At 61.4% G+C, this 16,082-nt stretch carries 14 protein-coding genes; 6 read left to right on the forward strand and 8 right to left on the reverse strand.

Annotation, left to right across the window (positions count from 1 at the left end):
• Nucleotides 1-136: 136 nt before the first annotated feature.
• The 5 genes from EFQ99_RS15805 (at nucleotide 137) to metF (ending at nucleotide 5,567) form a co-directional block, all read left to right on the forward strand.
• Nucleotides 137-877, forward strand: coding sequence for a ribonuclease T2 family protein (locus tag EFQ99_RS15805; protein WP_126921950.1), 741 nt, complete (start codon nucleotides 137-139; stop codon nucleotides 875-877).
• A 98-nt stretch (nucleotides 878-975) separates the two neighbouring features.
• Nucleotides 976-2,625 carry an energy-dependent translational throttle protein EttA gene (gene ettA, locus EFQ99_RS15810; RefSeq protein ID WP_126921951.1) on the forward strand — a complete coding sequence of 550 codons (1,650 nt, stop codon included), beginning with the start codon at nucleotides 976-978 and terminating at the stop codon, nucleotides 2,623-2,625.
• Between the two features lie 138 nt (nucleotides 2,626-2,763).
• Complete coding sequence (locus EFQ99_RS15815; protein ID WP_245441503.1) at nucleotides 2,764-3,405, forward strand: GNAT family N-acetyltransferase; 642 nt, start codon at nucleotides 2,764-2,766, stop codon at nucleotides 3,403-3,405.
• Between the two features lie 232 nt (nucleotides 3,406-3,637).
• Nucleotides 3,638-4,663: an ArsR/SmtB family transcription factor gene (locus EFQ99_RS15820; RefSeq protein WP_126921952.1), complete on the forward strand. Its 1,026-nt coding sequence runs from the start codon at nucleotides 3,638-3,640 to the stop codon at nucleotides 4,661-4,663.
• Between the two features lies 1 nt (nucleotide 4,664).
• Nucleotides 4,665-5,567 carry a methylenetetrahydrofolate reductase [NAD(P)H] gene (gene metF, locus EFQ99_RS15825; protein ID WP_126921953.1) on the forward strand — a complete coding sequence of 301 codons (903 nt, stop codon included), beginning with the start codon at nucleotides 4,665-4,667 and terminating at the stop codon, nucleotides 5,565-5,567.
• Nucleotides 5,568-6,128: 561 nt separating this feature from the next.
• Here the strand turns inward: metF and EFQ99_RS15830 are convergent.
• From EFQ99_RS15830 to EFQ99_RS15850, 5 genes are all read right to left on the reverse strand, one after another.
• Nucleotides 6,129-7,043: a DMT family transporter gene (locus EFQ99_RS15830; RefSeq protein ID WP_126921954.1), complete on the reverse strand. Its 915-nt coding sequence runs from the start codon at nucleotides 7,041-7,043 to the stop codon at nucleotides 6,129-6,131.
• A 145-nt stretch (nucleotides 7,044-7,188) separates the two neighbouring features.
• Nucleotides 7,189-8,415 (reverse strand): lytic murein transglycosylase, encoded by a 1,227-nt coding sequence (locus EFQ99_RS15835; protein ID WP_126921955.1) that lies wholly within the window; start codon nucleotides 8,413-8,415, stop codon nucleotides 7,189-7,191.
• Nucleotides 8,416-8,496: 81 nt separating this feature from the next.
• Nucleotides 8,497-9,294 carry a glycoside hydrolase family 25 protein gene (locus EFQ99_RS15840; RefSeq protein ID WP_126921956.1) on the reverse strand — a complete coding sequence of 266 codons (798 nt, stop codon included), beginning with the start codon at nucleotides 9,292-9,294 and terminating at the stop codon, nucleotides 8,497-8,499.
• Nucleotides 9,295-9,421: 127 nt separating this feature from the next.
• Complete coding sequence (locus tag EFQ99_RS15845; protein WP_126921957.1) at nucleotides 9,422-10,096, reverse strand: class I SAM-dependent methyltransferase; 675 nt, start codon at nucleotides 10,094-10,096, stop codon at nucleotides 9,422-9,424.
• Nucleotides 10,093-11,337: a BtaA family protein gene (locus EFQ99_RS15850; protein WP_126921958.1), complete on the reverse strand. Its 1,245-nt coding sequence runs from the start codon at nucleotides 11,335-11,337 to the stop codon at nucleotides 10,093-10,095. The genes EFQ99_RS15845 and EFQ99_RS15850 overlap by 4 nt, the downstream gene beginning before the upstream one ends.
• Nucleotides 11,338-11,527: 190 nt before the next feature.
• Here EFQ99_RS15850 and EFQ99_RS15855 point away from each other — a divergent pair, with 190 nt between their 5' ends.
• A complete protein-coding gene (locus tag EFQ99_RS15855) occupies nucleotides 11,528-12,952 on the forward strand; it encodes a serine hydrolase domain-containing protein (RefSeq protein ID WP_126921959.1) in 1,425 nt (474 codons plus the stop codon).
• A 24-nt stretch (nucleotides 12,953-12,976) separates the two neighbouring features.
• Here the strand turns inward: EFQ99_RS15855 and EFQ99_RS15860 are convergent, their stop codons facing one another.
• From EFQ99_RS15860 to EFQ99_RS15870, 3 genes are all read right to left on the reverse strand, one after another.
• Nucleotides 12,977-13,912, reverse strand: coding sequence for a lytic transglycosylase domain-containing protein (locus EFQ99_RS15860; protein WP_126921960.1), 936 nt, complete (start codon nucleotides 13,910-13,912; stop codon nucleotides 12,977-12,979).
• 115 nt (nucleotides 13,913-14,027) lie between these two features.
• Nucleotides 14,028-14,663: a LysE family translocator gene (locus EFQ99_RS15865; RefSeq protein ID WP_126921961.1), complete on the reverse strand. Its 636-nt coding sequence runs from the start codon at nucleotides 14,661-14,663 to the stop codon at nucleotides 14,028-14,030.
• Nucleotides 14,664-14,720: 57 nt separating this feature from the next.
• Nucleotides 14,721-15,932 (reverse strand): pyrophosphate--fructose-6-phosphate 1-phosphotransferase, encoded by a 1,212-nt coding sequence (locus EFQ99_RS15870; RefSeq protein WP_126921962.1) that lies wholly within the window; start codon nucleotides 15,930-15,932, stop codon nucleotides 14,721-14,723.
• Nucleotides 15,933-16,082: the final 150 nt, after the last annotated feature.

Raw genomic sequence — 16,082 nt, forward strand, 5'->3', positions numbered from 1 at the left:
AGACCAGATCATCCGGCAAAAGCAACATGGGCATTTGATTTATCCGATAACAAATTGCGATGTGGTTGCGATTCAGGGTTGCGGGCTTTCGATCTTCGTGCTTATTTGTTCTCGTATTGTTCTTTTGGGGGTTGAAATGAGCAGCATGCAGTTGCGTACATTGGCGTTCGCCTTGTCGATGGTCCTTGCCGGCGCCGCCACGGCGCAAGAGGGTGGCGGGCGCACCCGCTTCATTCTTGCGGCGAGCTGGCAGCCCGCCTTCTGCCAGACGAACCAGAAGAAGGCCGAATGCGCCAGCCAGACCGGTGAACGTCCCGACGCGACGAACTTCTCGCTGCACGGGCTCTGGCCGATGAAGCAGAATTATTGCGACGTGAGCGCCGAGCAGAAGGCTGCCGACAAGGACGGCAAATGGAACGAATTGCCGGAGGTGGCACTTTCGGCCGATGCGAAGTCGGCGCTTGCGAAGGCGATGCCCGGCACGCAATCCGGCCTGGAACGGCATGAATGGGTAAAGCACGGCACCTGCACTAAGATGAGCGCCGAAGACTATTTCGGCGTCGGTATGCATCTGGTCGGGGCGCTCAATATGTCGGCCGTGCGCGATCTCTTCGCCGCCAATATCGGCAAGACCGTCAAGGCCGAGGCGATCAAGGCGGCTTTCGACAAGAGTTTCGGGCCGGGTGCCGGTGATCGCGTCAAGATGAGCTGCCGGAAGGCCGGTAGTATCCGGGTGATCAGCGAGCTGACGATCGGGCTTTCCGAGGATGCAGGGACGGCGTCGGCGAAAAGTGCAGCACTTGCCGATCTGATCCAGGGGGCGGGAAAAACCTCTTTCGGCTGCGACGAGGGTGTCGTCGACGCTGCGGGCTTCTGACCGGAAATCCTGAGTAATCCGGGTTTCGGCGTTGCTCGCAGGCGCTGTTTCGCCTACATAGCGGCACGATCGAAGTTTCCCGCCCGGAGCAGCGCAGTATGGCACGTCAGTTCATCTATCACATGTCCGGCCTCAACAAGGCCTATGGCAACAAGAAGATCCTGGAGAATATCCACCTTTCTTTCTACCCGGATGCCAAGATCGGTATCCTCGGGCCAAACGGCGCCGGTAAATCCACCGTGCTGCGCATCATTGCCGGCCAGGACAAGGAATATACCGGCGAAGCCTGGCTCGCCGAAGGGGCGACGGTCGGCTACCTCGAGCAGGAGCCGAAACTCGATCCCAACAAGACGGTGTTCGAGAACGTCATGGAAGGCGTTGCCTCCAAGACGGCTGTGCTTGAGCGCTATAACGAGTTGATGATGAACTATTCCGACGAGACGGCGGAAGAGGGTGCCAAGCTCCAGGATATCATCGACAGCCAGAACCTTTGGGATCTGGAAAGCCAGGTCGAGATGGCGATGGAAGCCTTGCGCTGCCCGCCGCGCGACGCCGAGGTTACCAGCCTCTCGGGTGGTGAGCGCCGCCGTATCGCGCTTTGCCGCCTGCTGCTGTCGCAGCCGGACCTGCTGTTGCTCGACGAACCGACCAACCACCTGGACGCCGAGACGATCGCCTGGCTCGAAAAGCACCTGCGTGACTATCCAGGCGCCGTGATGATGATCACCCACGATCGCTACTTCCTGGATAACGTCACCGGCTGGATCCTCGAACTAGACCGCGGCCGTGGCATTCCTTACGAAGGCAACTACTCGGCTTACCTGCTCGCCAAGGCCAAACGCATGCAGCAGGAAAACCGCGAAGAGGCAGGCCGTCAGAAGGCGATCAGCCGTGAACAGGAATGGATCGCCTCCAGCCCGAAGGCCCGTCAGGCCAAGTCCAAGGCGCGTATCAAGTCCTACGAGCAGCTGGTGGAAGCCGCCGAGAAGCAGCGTCCCGGCGACGCGCAGATCATCATTCCGGTCAGCGAGCGCCTGGGACAGGTGGTCATCGAGATGGAAGGCATCACCAAGGGCTTCGAGGGCCGTACGCTGATCAACGACCTGTCGATCAAGCTGCCGCCGGGCGGCATCGTCGGCATCATCGGCCCGAACGGCGCCGGCAAGACGACGCTGTTCCGCATGATCACCGGCCAGGAGAAGCCGGACAGCGGTTCGATCCGCATCGGCGAGACCGTGCATCTCGGTTATGTCGACCAGAGCCGCGACGCACTTGCCGCCGACAAGACGGTCTGGGAAGAGATCTCCGGCGGCGCCGAAGTCATCAAGCTCGGCAAGTTCGACATGAACTCCCGTGCCTATTGCGGTGCCTTCAACTTCAAGGGCGGCGACCAGCAGCAGAAGGTCGGCAATCTCTCGGGCGGTCAGCGCAACCGTGTGCACCTTGCCAAGATGCTTAAAGCCGGCGGCAACGTTCTCCTGCTCGACGAACCGACCAACGACCTCGATACGGAAACGCTGGGCGCGCTTGAAAGTGCGCTCGAGAATTTCGCTGGCTGCGCCATCATCATCAGCCACGATCGCATGTTCCTCGACCGTCTGGCGACGCATATCCTCGCTTTCGAAGGCGAAGGCCATGTCGAATGGTTCGAAGGCAACTTCGAGGATTACGAACAGGACAAGATCCGCCGCCTCGGCCCCGACGCGCTGAACCCGGGCAGCCAGGCCCACAAGCGCCTGACACGCTGATCGCAGCCAGGCCCCGTGGGTGACGTTGCTTGCTGGAGCTACGTTCGCGAGGGTAAATACGGTCGCCGCAAAGCTTGATTTTGCGGCGACCTAAAATCAAATTTATTGTAGCAGTTGTATATTTCGGTGATTGCAAATGTGGTGGCGACCACCTGCATGTGGTGCTCGTCCTCGCCAATTTTCAACGAGCCTGACGATTTTGCTATGGCCCATCTAAAAAGCGAATTTCCTGCGCTTCTAACTGTTCGCCTCCGCCTGCGTGAACCGGTTCCTGATGACTGCGGCGCCTTCCACGACTTGCTTTCCATTCCGGAAGTCACCCGTTTCTCGAACTGGTCGGATGAGCCGAAGAAAGCGCAAACCGAGCGCGTGATAAAATGGATGCGCGGCGCGTTCGCCAAGGGAAAGGGCTGCGCGTGGATGATAGAGGACCGCGCCTCAGGGCGGTTTTTAGGAAGCATACGGTTCAACAGCATCGATAAACACTCAAGATGGGCTGAGATCGGCTACGAATTGCATCCATCGTTCTGGGGGAAGGGAATTATGAGTGACGCGGTGACAGCCGTCGCTCGATGTGGGTTCGACAACTTTTCCCTGAACCGCATTGAAGCATGGACTCTGCCGGGGAACGGGGCGTCGGGCCGGGTTCTGGAAAAAGCAGGCTTCCGATATGAAGGCACACTTCGTCAGAAGGCGTGGTTCAAGAACGCCTTCCATGATTTCCGAATGTTCGGCCGTCTTGCCGGTGAATCGCCCGAAGTCCTGCCGCAGGAATCGTAAGTTGGCGACAGAGCGGCTATCCCGAACAATCAGGGAAATTTCGCTCCCAAAAATCAAATCCTGTGAGATCGGTGTTCCATTTTTGGGCCGGAACATTGACGATGGAGCGCGTTTTTATGCCCAGCGCACCTGTCGCAATTTGAGCAGGCGAATTCGCGGAGAGCGCAAATTGCTGCTTGCCACTCTCTTCCAAATCACATAAAGATATCTTTATATCTTGATTGGGCTGGAAATGAGCGAACCGTTGAAGCTGGGACTGGATGGGTTGGTGGACGTCTTGAAGGCGGCCGGCGAGCCTACGCGTCTGCGTCTTCTGGCGCTTCTTGCCGCCGGCGACCTGACAGTCACCGATCTTACCGAAATTCTCGGCCAATCCCAGCCTCGCATCTCCCGCCATCTGAAGCTGCTCGGCGAGGCTGAACTGATCGAGCGCTACCAGGAAGGCGCCTGGGCCTATTTCCGGCTCAAGCAGGACGGCAAGGCGGCCATGCTCGTGCGGGCGCTGTTGAGGCATGTCTCCGAGAACGATCCAACCGTGCTTCGCGACGGAGAGCGGCTTTCGCAGGTCAAACGTCAGCGCGCTGAGCGGGCGCAGGCCTATTTCAGCCGCAACGCGGCTGAATGGGACGAGCTTCGCCGCCTTCACGCGGCCGACGAGGAGGTCGACGCTGCCGTCATCCAGCTGCTCGGCAACCAGCCGATCGATTCGCTGCTTGATCTCGGCACCGGCACCGGCCGCATCCTCGAGCTTCTGTCCGGGCTTTACCGCCGGGCGATCGGCGTCGATGCCAGCCGCGACATGCTGAGCGTGGCGCGCGCCAATCTCGACAAATCCCGCATCACCAAGGCGACGGTCCGTCACGCCGACATCCTGAACCTTCCGTTCGAGGGGCAGGATTTCGATCTGGTGACGATCCATCAGGTGCTGCATTTCTTCGACCAGCCGCAGATTGCGATTGCGGAAGCCGCGCGCATGCTCCGGCCGGGCGGCCGGCTCGTGGTCATCGACCTTGCGCCGCACGCGCTCGAATATCTCCGCGACGAGCATGCCCATGTCCGTCTCGGTTTTTCGCACCAGGCGATGTCCGACTGGCTGCGCAAGGCCGGGCTCGATGTCGAGCAGGTCGTCGATCTTCATCCGGGTCAGCAGGGCGGGCAGGGACTGACGGTCACCGTCTGGCTCGCGCGCGATCCGAGGCGCCTCATGGCTTCGCAACTAAGCGAAGGCGCCGAACCTACATTTGCCGGGAGAGTATGACATGGCTTTGAAAAACGAAGCACGCGGACGCAACATCGGGATTTCGTTCGAATTCTTCCCGCCGAAATCGGAGGAGATGGAAGGGCAGCTGTGGGACACCGTCAGCAAGCTGCAGGACTGGGATCCGGATTTCGTGTCGGTGACCTATGGCGCCGGCGGCACCACCAAGGCGCCCACGCTGTCTGCCGTCACCCGCTTTCTTTCGCAGACGCCGCTTGCCACGGCTTCGCACCTGACCTGCGTCGGTGCGACGAAGGAAGAAACGCACCAGATGATCGATACCTTCCGCAAGGTCGGCGTGACGCATTTCGTGGCCCTGCGTGGCGATGCGCCCGGCGGTGCCGGCGCTCCCTATCAGCCGCATCCCGGCGGTTACGCCAATGCGGCGGAACTGGTGGCCGGCCTCAAGTCGGTCGGCGATTTCGAGATCTCGGTCTCCGCCTACCCGGAAAAACACCCGGAAAGCCGCGACACGGCCGCCGATATCGACATGCTAAAGCGCAAAGCTGACAATGGCGCCGACCGGGCGCTGACGCAGTTCTTCTTCGACAACGACAATTTCGAGCGCTACCTGGAGCGGGTGCGCGCCGCCGGCATCAAGATCCCTGTTGTGCCGGGCATCATGCCGATCCAGAACCTGACGCAGCTGAAGCGGTTTGCCGGCGCCTGCGGCGCGGTCATCCCCGCATTCCTCGACGAGCGTTTCGCGGGCTTCGACGACAAGCCCGAGGAGCGGGCGAAGGTCGCGGCCGACGTTGCTGCCGAGCAGATCGAGGATCTCGTGCGGCGCGGCCTCGATGAGTTCCATCTCTATACGATGAACCGCGCGCCGCTGGTTTCCGCGGTTCTCGACAATCTCGGCTTTACCCGCCGGGCGCCAAAGAGTGCCGGCGCCGCTGCCTAACCCCTAACGCATCGACCCCAAAATCGGAATCGATTTGGGGTCGATGCGTGGATTCAAAGTATTAGAGCGTCCTTTGTGCGTCCGTAAGGGCGCACGGCACTCTTGAGGTCTCAAAAGTGAAAAGCGCATGTCGGGCGGGACATGCGCTTTTTCGTTGGCGGATTGATCAGCTATTCAGGAGTTTAGGCACTATCAGTCATTAGGCCTTCGTGACCCGGCTCAGATAAAGAGCATGGTCAGGACGAAAACAAACGCTGCACTGACCAACAGAACATTCAAGGATTGCGTGAGTCCCATGTCTGTCTCCTCGCGTTAACCAGCTAGTATTATGTCTGAAATATGTCGGTTGGAAAGCGGATTTTATGCTGCAGTGCCGAAGCCGTCAGTGCCCAAATTGAAATCATTATTGATAAGCCATTGAAGTAATGTAATAATTTCGGATTAATTTTTGTTCACAGAATTTAACATGCCGTTAAATCAGGCGATTGTGGGTTTACCTATGCGCCCAAAACATGGCGAAGCCGCAAGCGGTTGAAAACATAAGGAAACTGCAACCGGTTTTCAGGCTGTTCTCAGCAGCCGGCGATAGGCGCGGCCGTCGAGGATGACGAGGCCGAAACCGATCAGCGCCATGCCGGCGAATTCGGCAAGACTGAGCCTTTCGCCGAGGAAGAGAAAACCGAGAAGGATGGCGCTTGGCGGTACCAGAAGGGTGACGAGCGAGGCGTTGGTGGCGCCGGCGGCAGCCATGATCCTGAAGTAGAGGATGTAGGCGAAGGCGGTCGACAGCAGCGCCAGCGCCAGGACGGCGAGGATCGCGTCGAGCGGCGGTGCGGCAAGCGTCCAGGGCCGATCGGCCAGCAGCGATAGCGGCAGCGCGATCAGCGAGGACGCCGTCAGTTGGCCGGCCGATGTGACAGGGGCGGGAACATCCCTGAAGCGTTTGCCATAGGTGGCGGCAAAACCATAGGAGACGGCGGCAAGCACGGGAAGCAGCAGCGCCCAGAGCGGCGCCGCCCCGCTATTGGCCGAGATCGAGATGCCGGGGCCGATCAGTACGATCGTACCGGCGAGGCCGAAGAGGCAGCCGGCGATCTTTGCCGAGGACAGTTTCTCGTCCGATGTGAAGTGGTTGGCGATGATCACAGTCCAGATCGGCGTCGTGGCGTTCAGGATCGCCGCAAGGCCGGCGCCGATGCGGGTCTGGCCGAAGAAGATCAACGCGTGCGGGAGCGCATTGTTGATGAGGCCGAGGATGAGGAATTCGCGCCAGCGGGCCTGGAGGATCGAATAGATGTCGAAACGGCCGGCGATATAGACATGCAGCGCGAGCGCTGCGAGCAGCAGTCTGAGGAAGACGAGGGTAAGCGGCGGCACGTGCTGGACGGCGATGCGGGCAAAGAAGAAGGAGCCGCCCCAGATCAGGCCGAGCAGCACCAACAGACCCCAGGTCCAGGCATTCATTCTGCTTTCCACGCTGCTTCCTCCACCGCAAAGCGCGTCGCCGCCGGATCGTTCGTTAAAAACCGGCGGCGGCTTTTCACCGCGAAGTTTTAGCGCAAGCGGGAAGCGGCGCCACCCGTTTCTTGTCAGCCGGGTGGCGGCAGGCCGTCAGCGGCGATCAGAGAGCGTTGAGAAGGGCAGGCGTCGCCCAGCCATCGGCCGGCATGCCCAGGCGCTGCTGTTCCTTCTGGATCGCGACGCGTGTGCCGGAGCCGAGGATGCCGTCGATCTCGCCGACATCATGACCGAGTGACTGCAGCTTGTTCTGCAGGGTCTTCATCTGGTCGTTGGCGAGCCCCTGTTCCGGCGCACCCTTGAGATAGGTCGGAGCTCCGGACAGGCGGGTGGCGAAATAGGCGGCCGAGGTCGTGTAGATGAACGACTTGTTCCACTCGAGATAGATCTTGAAATTCGGATAGGCGATGAAAGCAGGTCCCATGCGGCCCTGCGGCAGCACGAGATCGCCTTCGAGCTCACCGAAGGCGGTGTTGCCGTCGCGCGGCTTGACACCGAGCGCGAACCATTCGCCGGCCTTCATCGTGCCGCCGAGGCCGGATTTCTCCCAGGGCAGATTATCGGGCACAGTCACTTCCTGCAGCCAGGGCTGGCCGCGCTCGAAGCCGAGATGCTGGATGAATTTCGCCGCCGTCAGAATGGCGTCCGGGCCGCTCTGCTTCAGGCGGACATGGCCGTCGCCGTCGCCATCCATGCCATAGGCGACGATGTCGCGCGGCAGCATCTGCACCTGGCCGATTTCGCCGGCCCAGGCGCCGGTGTTGGTTGCGGGGTCGAGATCGCCGTGCTGGACCATCTCGATGAGAGCGATCAGTTGCGGGCGGAAGAGTTCGGGGCGGCGGCAATCGTGCGACAGCGTCACCAGCGCATTGCGGGTGTTGAAATCGCCCTGGACGGCGCCGAAATCGGTTTCCATTGCCCAGAAGGCGGTGATGACGCCCTGGGGAACGCCGAATTCCTGCTCGGCGCGGGCAAAGACATCGGCATATTGCTTCATCTTCTGGCGGCCGATGTCGAGGCGGCCTTGGCTGACGGTGCGCTGGGAGAATTCGAGGAAGGTCTGCTTGAAGACGCCCTGGGCACGATCCCGGCTGATGACCTTGGGATCGATCTCGGCGCCGGCAAGCGCTTCGTCGGCGGCTTCAGCACTGGCGCCGGCGGCGACCGCATCGGCCTTGACGCCTTGGAGGAAGGCCGGGAGATCGCCGCCGCAGGGTGCTGCCGGGGCGGCTGGGTTCGCTGCAGGCGCCTGCTGGGCGGCTGCGCCCCCCGCAAGGGCGAGGGCAAACAGGAGGGCGAGTGCAGAGCGGCTTGCGAGCGAGCGGTGCATGGATGCGGTCCTTATATCAAATGGATGTCCGTCGCTTTCCCAGAGGAATGTGACGGAAGCAAGAAACATCGAAAGACGTTACTAAGAATTTCTATCCTTGGAAACGGTCGCGACCCAATTGTTCCAGTTCTTTGCGCTGCCGGCAAAGACGTTGATATCGGTCGGTCCCTTGATGCCAGGGATAACACCGGTCGAGGTATATTGCCAGAAGGCCCAGCGACGGTCGGAATAGGTTACTTCCGGATGTTTCGCCACCGAGCGGACCCAGAAATGATAATCCTGGAAGTAGCCGGCAAGATTGTCGCGGTGGAAATCGACCGAGGTGTAGATGATCGGGCGCTTGCCGTAATAAGCTTCCAGCCGGTCCATGAAACGCTGCATTTCGGAGCGTACTGTTTCCGGGTCGGGCCTATAGCGGCAGGTCTTCGATTCGGCGTTCCATTCGACGTCGAGGACCGGCGGCAGGCGCATGGCCTCCTTCGGCACGTTGCGGATGAACCAGTCGGCCTGCTCGTCGGCCGAAGAGCAGAAATAGTAAAAATGATAGGGGGCATGCGGGATGCCGGCGGCGCGGGCCTCGCGCCAATATTCGTCGAAGCGGGGATCGACCCTGTCCTTGCCTTCCGTCGCCTTGATGAAGGCGAAGCCGACGCCGGAGTTCCTCACCGTGCTCCAGTCGATATCGCCCTGCCATTTGGAAATGTCGATGCCGTGGATGGCGTTCTGCTGCGGATGCTTCGGGCCGAAATCCTGCGGATCGGTGTCTTGGAAGCGCATCTTCGGCTTGATCGACGCGGTTTCGAGATAGTCATGACCGGAGGAGGAGCAGCCGGCCAGGAGGATGGCCAAAGGCAGAACGCAAAACAAAAGCCGGCGCATGGGTATCCCGTCGTGAACCGAATGATCTCTTTGCCCCACAGCCTGACCTTCGAGAAAAACGAGCCCAGCAGAGGAATAACCCTCTTTTCACCATATCAACGTAAAAAATCGGTTAGTTTCAAGCGAATTATGAGCGCTTGCTGATAATAGCCGCCCGCCAGGCATAACCGCCGCCGACGGTGTCAAACAACAATCTCGCGTTGTTTTCATGGGCTTGCGCTTCCAGCACCTCGCGCAGATCGGGGCGCGGGGCGACGTGGAATTTTGCAAGCCAGGACTGCAGCATACGCCGGAACCAGCGCGGCAGACCCTCCTGCTGGCCGAAATCGACGATGTGCAGTTGGCCGCCGGGGTTGAGCGCGGCGATCGACGCATCGACGGCGCGCTCCCAATCCGGGATCATTGACAGGGCATAGGAGATCAGGATGCGGTCGAAGCCGCTGACGCCGAATTCGCGCGGGGTGAAGGCGGTGGCGTCGGCGACGCGGAATTCCGGGATCGTCGCCTTGGTGGCGAAGGTCTTGCGCGCCGAGATCAGCATTTCCTGGGAAATGTCGAGGCCGAACAGCTTGGCGGTCGGGAAATGCCTGTGGGCGAAGGCCATGTTGCGGCCAGTGCCGCAGCCGACTTCGAGCAAGGTGCCGCCCTCGGGCACATCGAGATTGCGGATCGTGCTGTCGCGGCCGAGAAGGTAATATTTGCGGGTGAGGTCGTAGATATGGCGCTGGTAGCGATACATGCCATCCATCAGGCTGGCATGTTCATCGCTCTTACCTGCCGTCTCGGTGCCGACCTTGCTCACGCTTTCTTCCCGTAGATGTGGAAGCCGCCGTAGATCGCCGAGCGATCGAGCGCAGTTAGTTCGCGCGACTTCTCCTCGAAGTAATCCCACTGGTCGCGGATCGAAGGCGACAGACGGCCTTCGATGATGCTCTTTTCGGCGGCGGTGCGGAAGATCACGCGGGCGCCTTCGCGCGCCGTGCGAGTGATTTCCCGCCAGACGTCGTTCAACTGCGCGTCCGTCATCCAGTCCTGTGCGTCGAGCAGGATATAGCGGTCGCGCGAGGCGGCCGGCTCACGGGCCAGAAGCTCGGTAAAGCTTGCGTGGTGGACATTGACCCGGTCGACATTGGCGCGGATCACCTCGTAATGCTCCGGCTTCAGATAGGTCGGCAGCGGACCTTCCTTTTCGGTGCCATAGCGCCGGCCGAAGGCCTGCCAGGCGAAATAGTTGTCGCTCATCGGGAAATGACAGGCGAGCTTTTCCAGGCGATGCTTCAGCACCGGCGCGATCGAATGATCGTCGGCAAGGCTGGCGAGCTCGTCATATTGCTGCGGCGGAATGCCGAGGCCGAAGAGAGAGCTCTTGCGGCCGGTGATCCAGCGCACGACCGGCTTTTCGAACAAGGGCGCGATCTGCTCGTCGAAGAACTGGCGCTGTTCGCGGATCGAGCGGGTCTTGGTCATTTCGCGCAGCTTGACGCCGTGCAGGCGGGCAAGAAGATGGGCCGCGCCGATGAAACGGCCGAGCAGGCCGGTTTCGTAGATGTTGCGGTCGAAGACGGTGACGCGGCGGCGGCCGAACTTGCGGCCGTTCCAGTAATTGCGGCTCGTCTCATCGAGCCTTGCGGCGAGGTGCCGGTCGAAGGCGCGGCTGTTCGACTTCTCGTTCGGCATCGCGAGGAAGCGGACGAGATCGGCGTGATCGGGCAGATGCTTGAAGGCGGCGAGCTTCAGGCGGTTCAGCGCGATATGGTGCGGGTTGAGATCGACGACATCGATCGAGGCCGGCGCCTTGGAGAGATAGGCGAGCATATTGCAGCCGCCGGAGCCGATGGTGACGATGCGATGGTTTGGTTTCAGCTCCATCGCCTGCATGTCGAGATCCGGATCTTCCCAGATCTGCGGATAGACGAGGCCAGAGAACAGTAGGCCGAAGAGACGCTCGGAAAAGCCATCCTTCGAAAATGCCTTGTGGCGGAGAAGGGCGTCCTTGAGTTTCCGGTTCTTGCGGAAGCCGGCATCCGGTGCAAATTCTGACATGAGTCTGTCACCTTTTTAGCGTTCAGGGCGTGTAACGCGCCTCTGCTACAGTTTGATGACGTGGGCTGTGGGCGGGGTTCTCCAGAGGGATCGCCCTCTTGGGAAAGTGATCGCAGTGATGGGTCTTCTTCGTGCCGGCCCCTTTCCGGCGGGTGCGATTCCTGCTTTTCTCCCGGCATGGAGGAATGCCATGCGATTTGTCCTGCGTATTCTGAAGGCGCTTGCTCTCCTTGTCGTCCTCGTCGTCATCGGCGGCGCCGGCTGGCTCTTCGTCCGGCCGCCGGAATTGCTGCGGGTCGGCGACGGCTATGCCGCGAAGATCGTCTGTTCCAATGTCTTCATCGCCGGCCGGGAGGCCGACGAGGTGCTTCATGACGATGTCCAGGCGCCCGGAAATCCGCTGTTGCGATTGATGCGCGTCAGCGTCGACCGCGACAACGACCGTGTGACGGCGCGTTTCATGGGACTGTTCGCGCCGAATTATGCGCTTTATCGCAGCGGTCTCGGCTGCACCAGTGTGCCGGACGGCGATTTCGAGGCGGCGATGAAAGCCGTGCCTTTCGATGCGCCGGCCAAGGTGGAGGCAAGTGACGCATTGTGGCCCGAGGGCGAGGGCGTGGGCAGTCAGGCGGATGAGAAGATCGCCGCGCTGCTGGCCGATGCCAGGTTGTCCGGGCCGGCAATGCGGGCGATCGTGGTGGTGCGCGGCGGCCGCATCATCGCCGAGGCCTATGGTCCCGGCTTCTCGGCAAAGACGCCGCTGGTCGGCTGGTCGATGACGAAGACGGTGAATGCGGCGATCCTGGGCCGGCTGATGCTCGACGGCAAGATCTCCTTCGACGACGATCATCTGCTGGCGCAGTGGAAGAGTGATGGGCGGGCCGAGATCAAGGTGTCCGACCTGCTCGGCATGGAGAGCGGCCTTGCCTTCAACGAGGATTACGGCGACGTCGCCGACGTGACGCGCATGCTCTATCTCGATCCCGACATGGTATCGCTGCCGGCCAATGCGCCGATGGAGGCAGCACCCGGCCGGCGCTTCCGCTATTCGAGCGGCACGGCCGCGCTCTTGTCACGCATCTGGATGGACAGGGTGGGCAATGCGCAGGCGGCCTTTTCCTATCCGCACGACGCGCTGTTTTCACCGCTCGGCATGACGAGCGCCGTCTTCGAACTCGACGCGCGCGGCACGTTTGCCGGAAGCTCCTATCTCTATGCGACGGCGCATGACTGGGCGCGCTTCGGGCAGTTCCTGCTGCAGGACGGTGTGTGGAACGGCCAGCGGCTGCTGCCGGAGGGTTTCGTCGGCACCATGCGCACCCCGACGGCGGCTTCGAACGGACAGTATACGCAGGGTCAGGCCTGGCTCGCTCCCGGCGGCTCGAGCGCTGCGTTGAGGTTGCCGGAGGATACGTTCTGGCTGTCGGGCCATGACGGGCAGAGCATGGCGATCGTGCCTTCCGCCGGGCTGGTCGTCGTCCGGCTCGGCCTGACGCCGGGCTGGCTCGGTTATCAGTCGCAGCCGCTTCTCAAGGCGATACTGGCGGCCCTGCCGCAGACGGGAGAGACGCAACAGCAGGCGGGAGCGCCACGGCAGGCGCAGCCCCAGCCATAAGCTCAGTCATCGTCTCTGTTTTTGTTAGTAATTGCCTTGGGCGACGTCGGTCATGCCCTTGCGCTTGGCGTCGTAGTAATAGCCGCGCGCATAGAGGCGGACAGCGTCGTCTTCCTTGTTGTCGGAGACGAGCCAGGCGCCGCGCAGATATTTCGCGGCATATTTGATGTTGGTCTCGGCGTCGAAGAGGCCGCCCGGCGCACCGTCATAGCCCATCGACTTGGCGGTGTTGTACTTGATCTGCATGAGGCCGAAATAGCCGCGCTTGTTATAGGCCTTCGGATTGTAGCGGCTCTCGCGATGGACGATGCGGTGGAGCAGCGTTTCGGGAATTTCGTAGACCTTCGAATATTTCTGGATGAGCTTGGTGACGAAGCTCTTCTCGACGGTCGGCGCATCGTCGGTGTCGTCGTCGCTGAACATCGGTGGTGCGGTCGGCGGATCGATCGGCCCGGATTCGTCGAAGCCGTAGTCCATGGAGCGCGGCGTGGTATCGACTGCGGCAAGGGCTGCAAGGGCGCTGTTCTGCGGCGTTGCGGCAAAGGCAAGCTGCGTCGTCGGCTGCGCCGGCGTACCCGGACGCGGCGTCGGCACGACGGACTGGATTGCCGTCATCTCCGGCGTCAGCGGGATCTGCGCGTAGGCAACCGGCTGAATGCCGAGATCGGCGGGCTGGGACGCCGTGGCAGCCGGCATTGCCGTTGCGGTCAGCGAGGGAGCGGTTTGCGTCTGGGGAAGGACGGAGCCGGCGACTGCCTGGCCAGGAGCGCCCTCGGCCGTCGGGATCGCGGCGAGCGTCGCATCCTCGCCGGGTTTTGGCATCGGAATTACGGTCTGAGCGGCTGTCAGTTCGGCCTGGGACGTGTATTCGACGCTCGAGCACCCCGTCACCACGCCGCAGCAGAGCATCGTGGAAAGTACAAGACCGCGTTTCAGGCCGGACAATCCGATCGCTACCATTCCGTCACTTTCGTGAAATCGCGCCGCCCCGGCAGCGTATAAAAGTTACTAAATACCTTAAGCCCCGCTGACCCCATTAACCTATTCGTGGCATTCCGGCAACCACGGAATATTTCTAGGCTGCAATACGGCGATACCCGGCCGTTACGGCGCCTGCAGCAATCAGAAGAGTGCCGCCGGTGCGATTTACTGCCCGCTGGACGCTTGCCTTGCGAATCAGTCCGCGGGCGGCATGGGCGAGAAGCGCGTAGGTGGAGGCGTTGAGGATCGCCAGCACGAGGAAGGTCGCTTCCATGATCACCATCTGCCCGAAGAAGGGCAGGGCGGGGTTGAGGAATTGCGGCACGAAGGCGACGAAGAAGACGATGCTCTTCGGGTTGAGGGCGGTGACGACATAGGCGTGGAGGAAGATCTTGAGCGACTTCTCCTCCGGCAGATTGTCGTTGTCGGCGACCGGTTCGCCGATCACGGGAGCCCGCCAGAGCTTGATTCCCAGCCAGATCAGGTAGGCGCCGCCGATCCACTTGAGGACGGTGAAGAGGGCGGCGGAGGTGGCGAGCACCGCGCCGAGACCAAAGAGCGAAGCCGTCATCGCCGTGAAGTCACCGAGCGCCACGCCGCTTACTGTCGCAAACGCCGTCCGGCGGCCATGACCGAGCGCATAGGAGACGACGAGCAGTATCGTCGGCCCCGGTATGGCCAGCATGATAGCGGATGCGGCCGCAAAAGCGATCCAGGCCTCAAGCGACATGGTGTCTCCTCCTATTCCTCGGGAAGAAGCAAAGACATCATATTAACGATCCGTCAATCACGCTTCTTTGTATTTCTGCCCTATATTGTCCATGACTTCGGCAAACCATGCCGTAGACAGGTCGAAAGCCTTGCCGCCCTTGATGCGCGGGAATTCTATAGTGCGCAATTTACCGTTCTGCGCTTCATCGTGACCAGTGACGCCGGAGATTTTATTGAGCGCGCTTTCGACGGCGAGATCGACCATGCTCTGGATCAGCCTGAGGTCGTCGCCGTTGGCCGGCGCCGAGCGGGCAAAATAGCCCGATTTCTGCACGAGGGAACGTTCGGCGTTGAGCAGGTTGGCGAACTGCTTCTGGAACCAGGCGCCGACATTGATCGTGTCGATCTTCACGTGGCCGAAGGCGTCACGCTTGACGGTCTCGCCGGCGGCTTCGCGCTCGGCGACGATGGCGTCGAGGCAGGCGCCTTCCGAGACGAAGACCGTGGCGTGGCCGGTGCGGTCCATGACGTCCTTCAGGCGGGCGGCTTCGGCGTCGAGGTCGAAGGCCATTTCAGGCAGGTAGACGGCGTCGATGCTCTTCAGATGCGCATCCATCATCAGACCGTCGACATACTGGTTGCGGCTGGTGCGCTGGAGGTAGGCGCGGGCGGTGGCCGCCGTCAGCCAGCCGCAATGGCGGCCCATGACCTCGTGGATGACGAGGGTGCGGGGCGCTGCCGTCTGCTCGTTGCTGACATTGTCGAAGAAATGCGCGCCGACTTCGGCGGCCGTCCAGGCGCCGAGCGACTGGCGGATCGGCACGACGTCGTTGTCGACGGTTTTCGGCAAGCCGACCACGGTGAGATTATAACCGTTGGCAGCGAGGTAGGCGGCAAGGTCGGCAGCTGTCGTGTTGGTGTCGTCGCCGCCGATCGTGTGGAGAATGGTGATGCCGTCGTCGGCGAGGCGTTCGGCGGCGACCCTGAGCGGGTTCTCGCCTTCCTTGACGAGGCCGCGCTTGACGCAGTCTGCGGCATTGGTGAGCTTGACGCGGCTGTTTCCGATGGGCGAGCCGCCATAGCGGTGCAGCAGCGCCGCCTTTTCGCGCATGTCGCGGTTGATCTCGATGCGGTCGCCGAGCAATACGCCCTGGTAGCCGGACTTGTAAGCGACGATATCGATCTCGGGTGCCACGTCGCTGTAGCGTTCGATGAGGCCGCCGACGGCGGAGGAAAGACAGGGGGCAAGGCCTCCGGCGGTCAGCATTGCGACTTTCTGTTTGGCCATGGATCCCTCCTGCGGTGTTTCTGTGCGGCAGCGTAGCTAGCGCATGGATGCGGCAGGGAAAGGGCACTGTAAAGTAAAGAATTTACGAAAAACGCGCTTTCGACGGCTGTCGATAGCAAAGGCTGATCGAAGCGCCGATATAATCGTTTC

The sequence above is a fragment of the Rhizobium vallis genome (assembly GCF_003985155.1).
GTDB classification, from domain to species: domain Bacteria; phylum Pseudomonadota; class Alphaproteobacteria; order Rhizobiales; family Rhizobiaceae; genus Rhizobium; species Rhizobium vallis.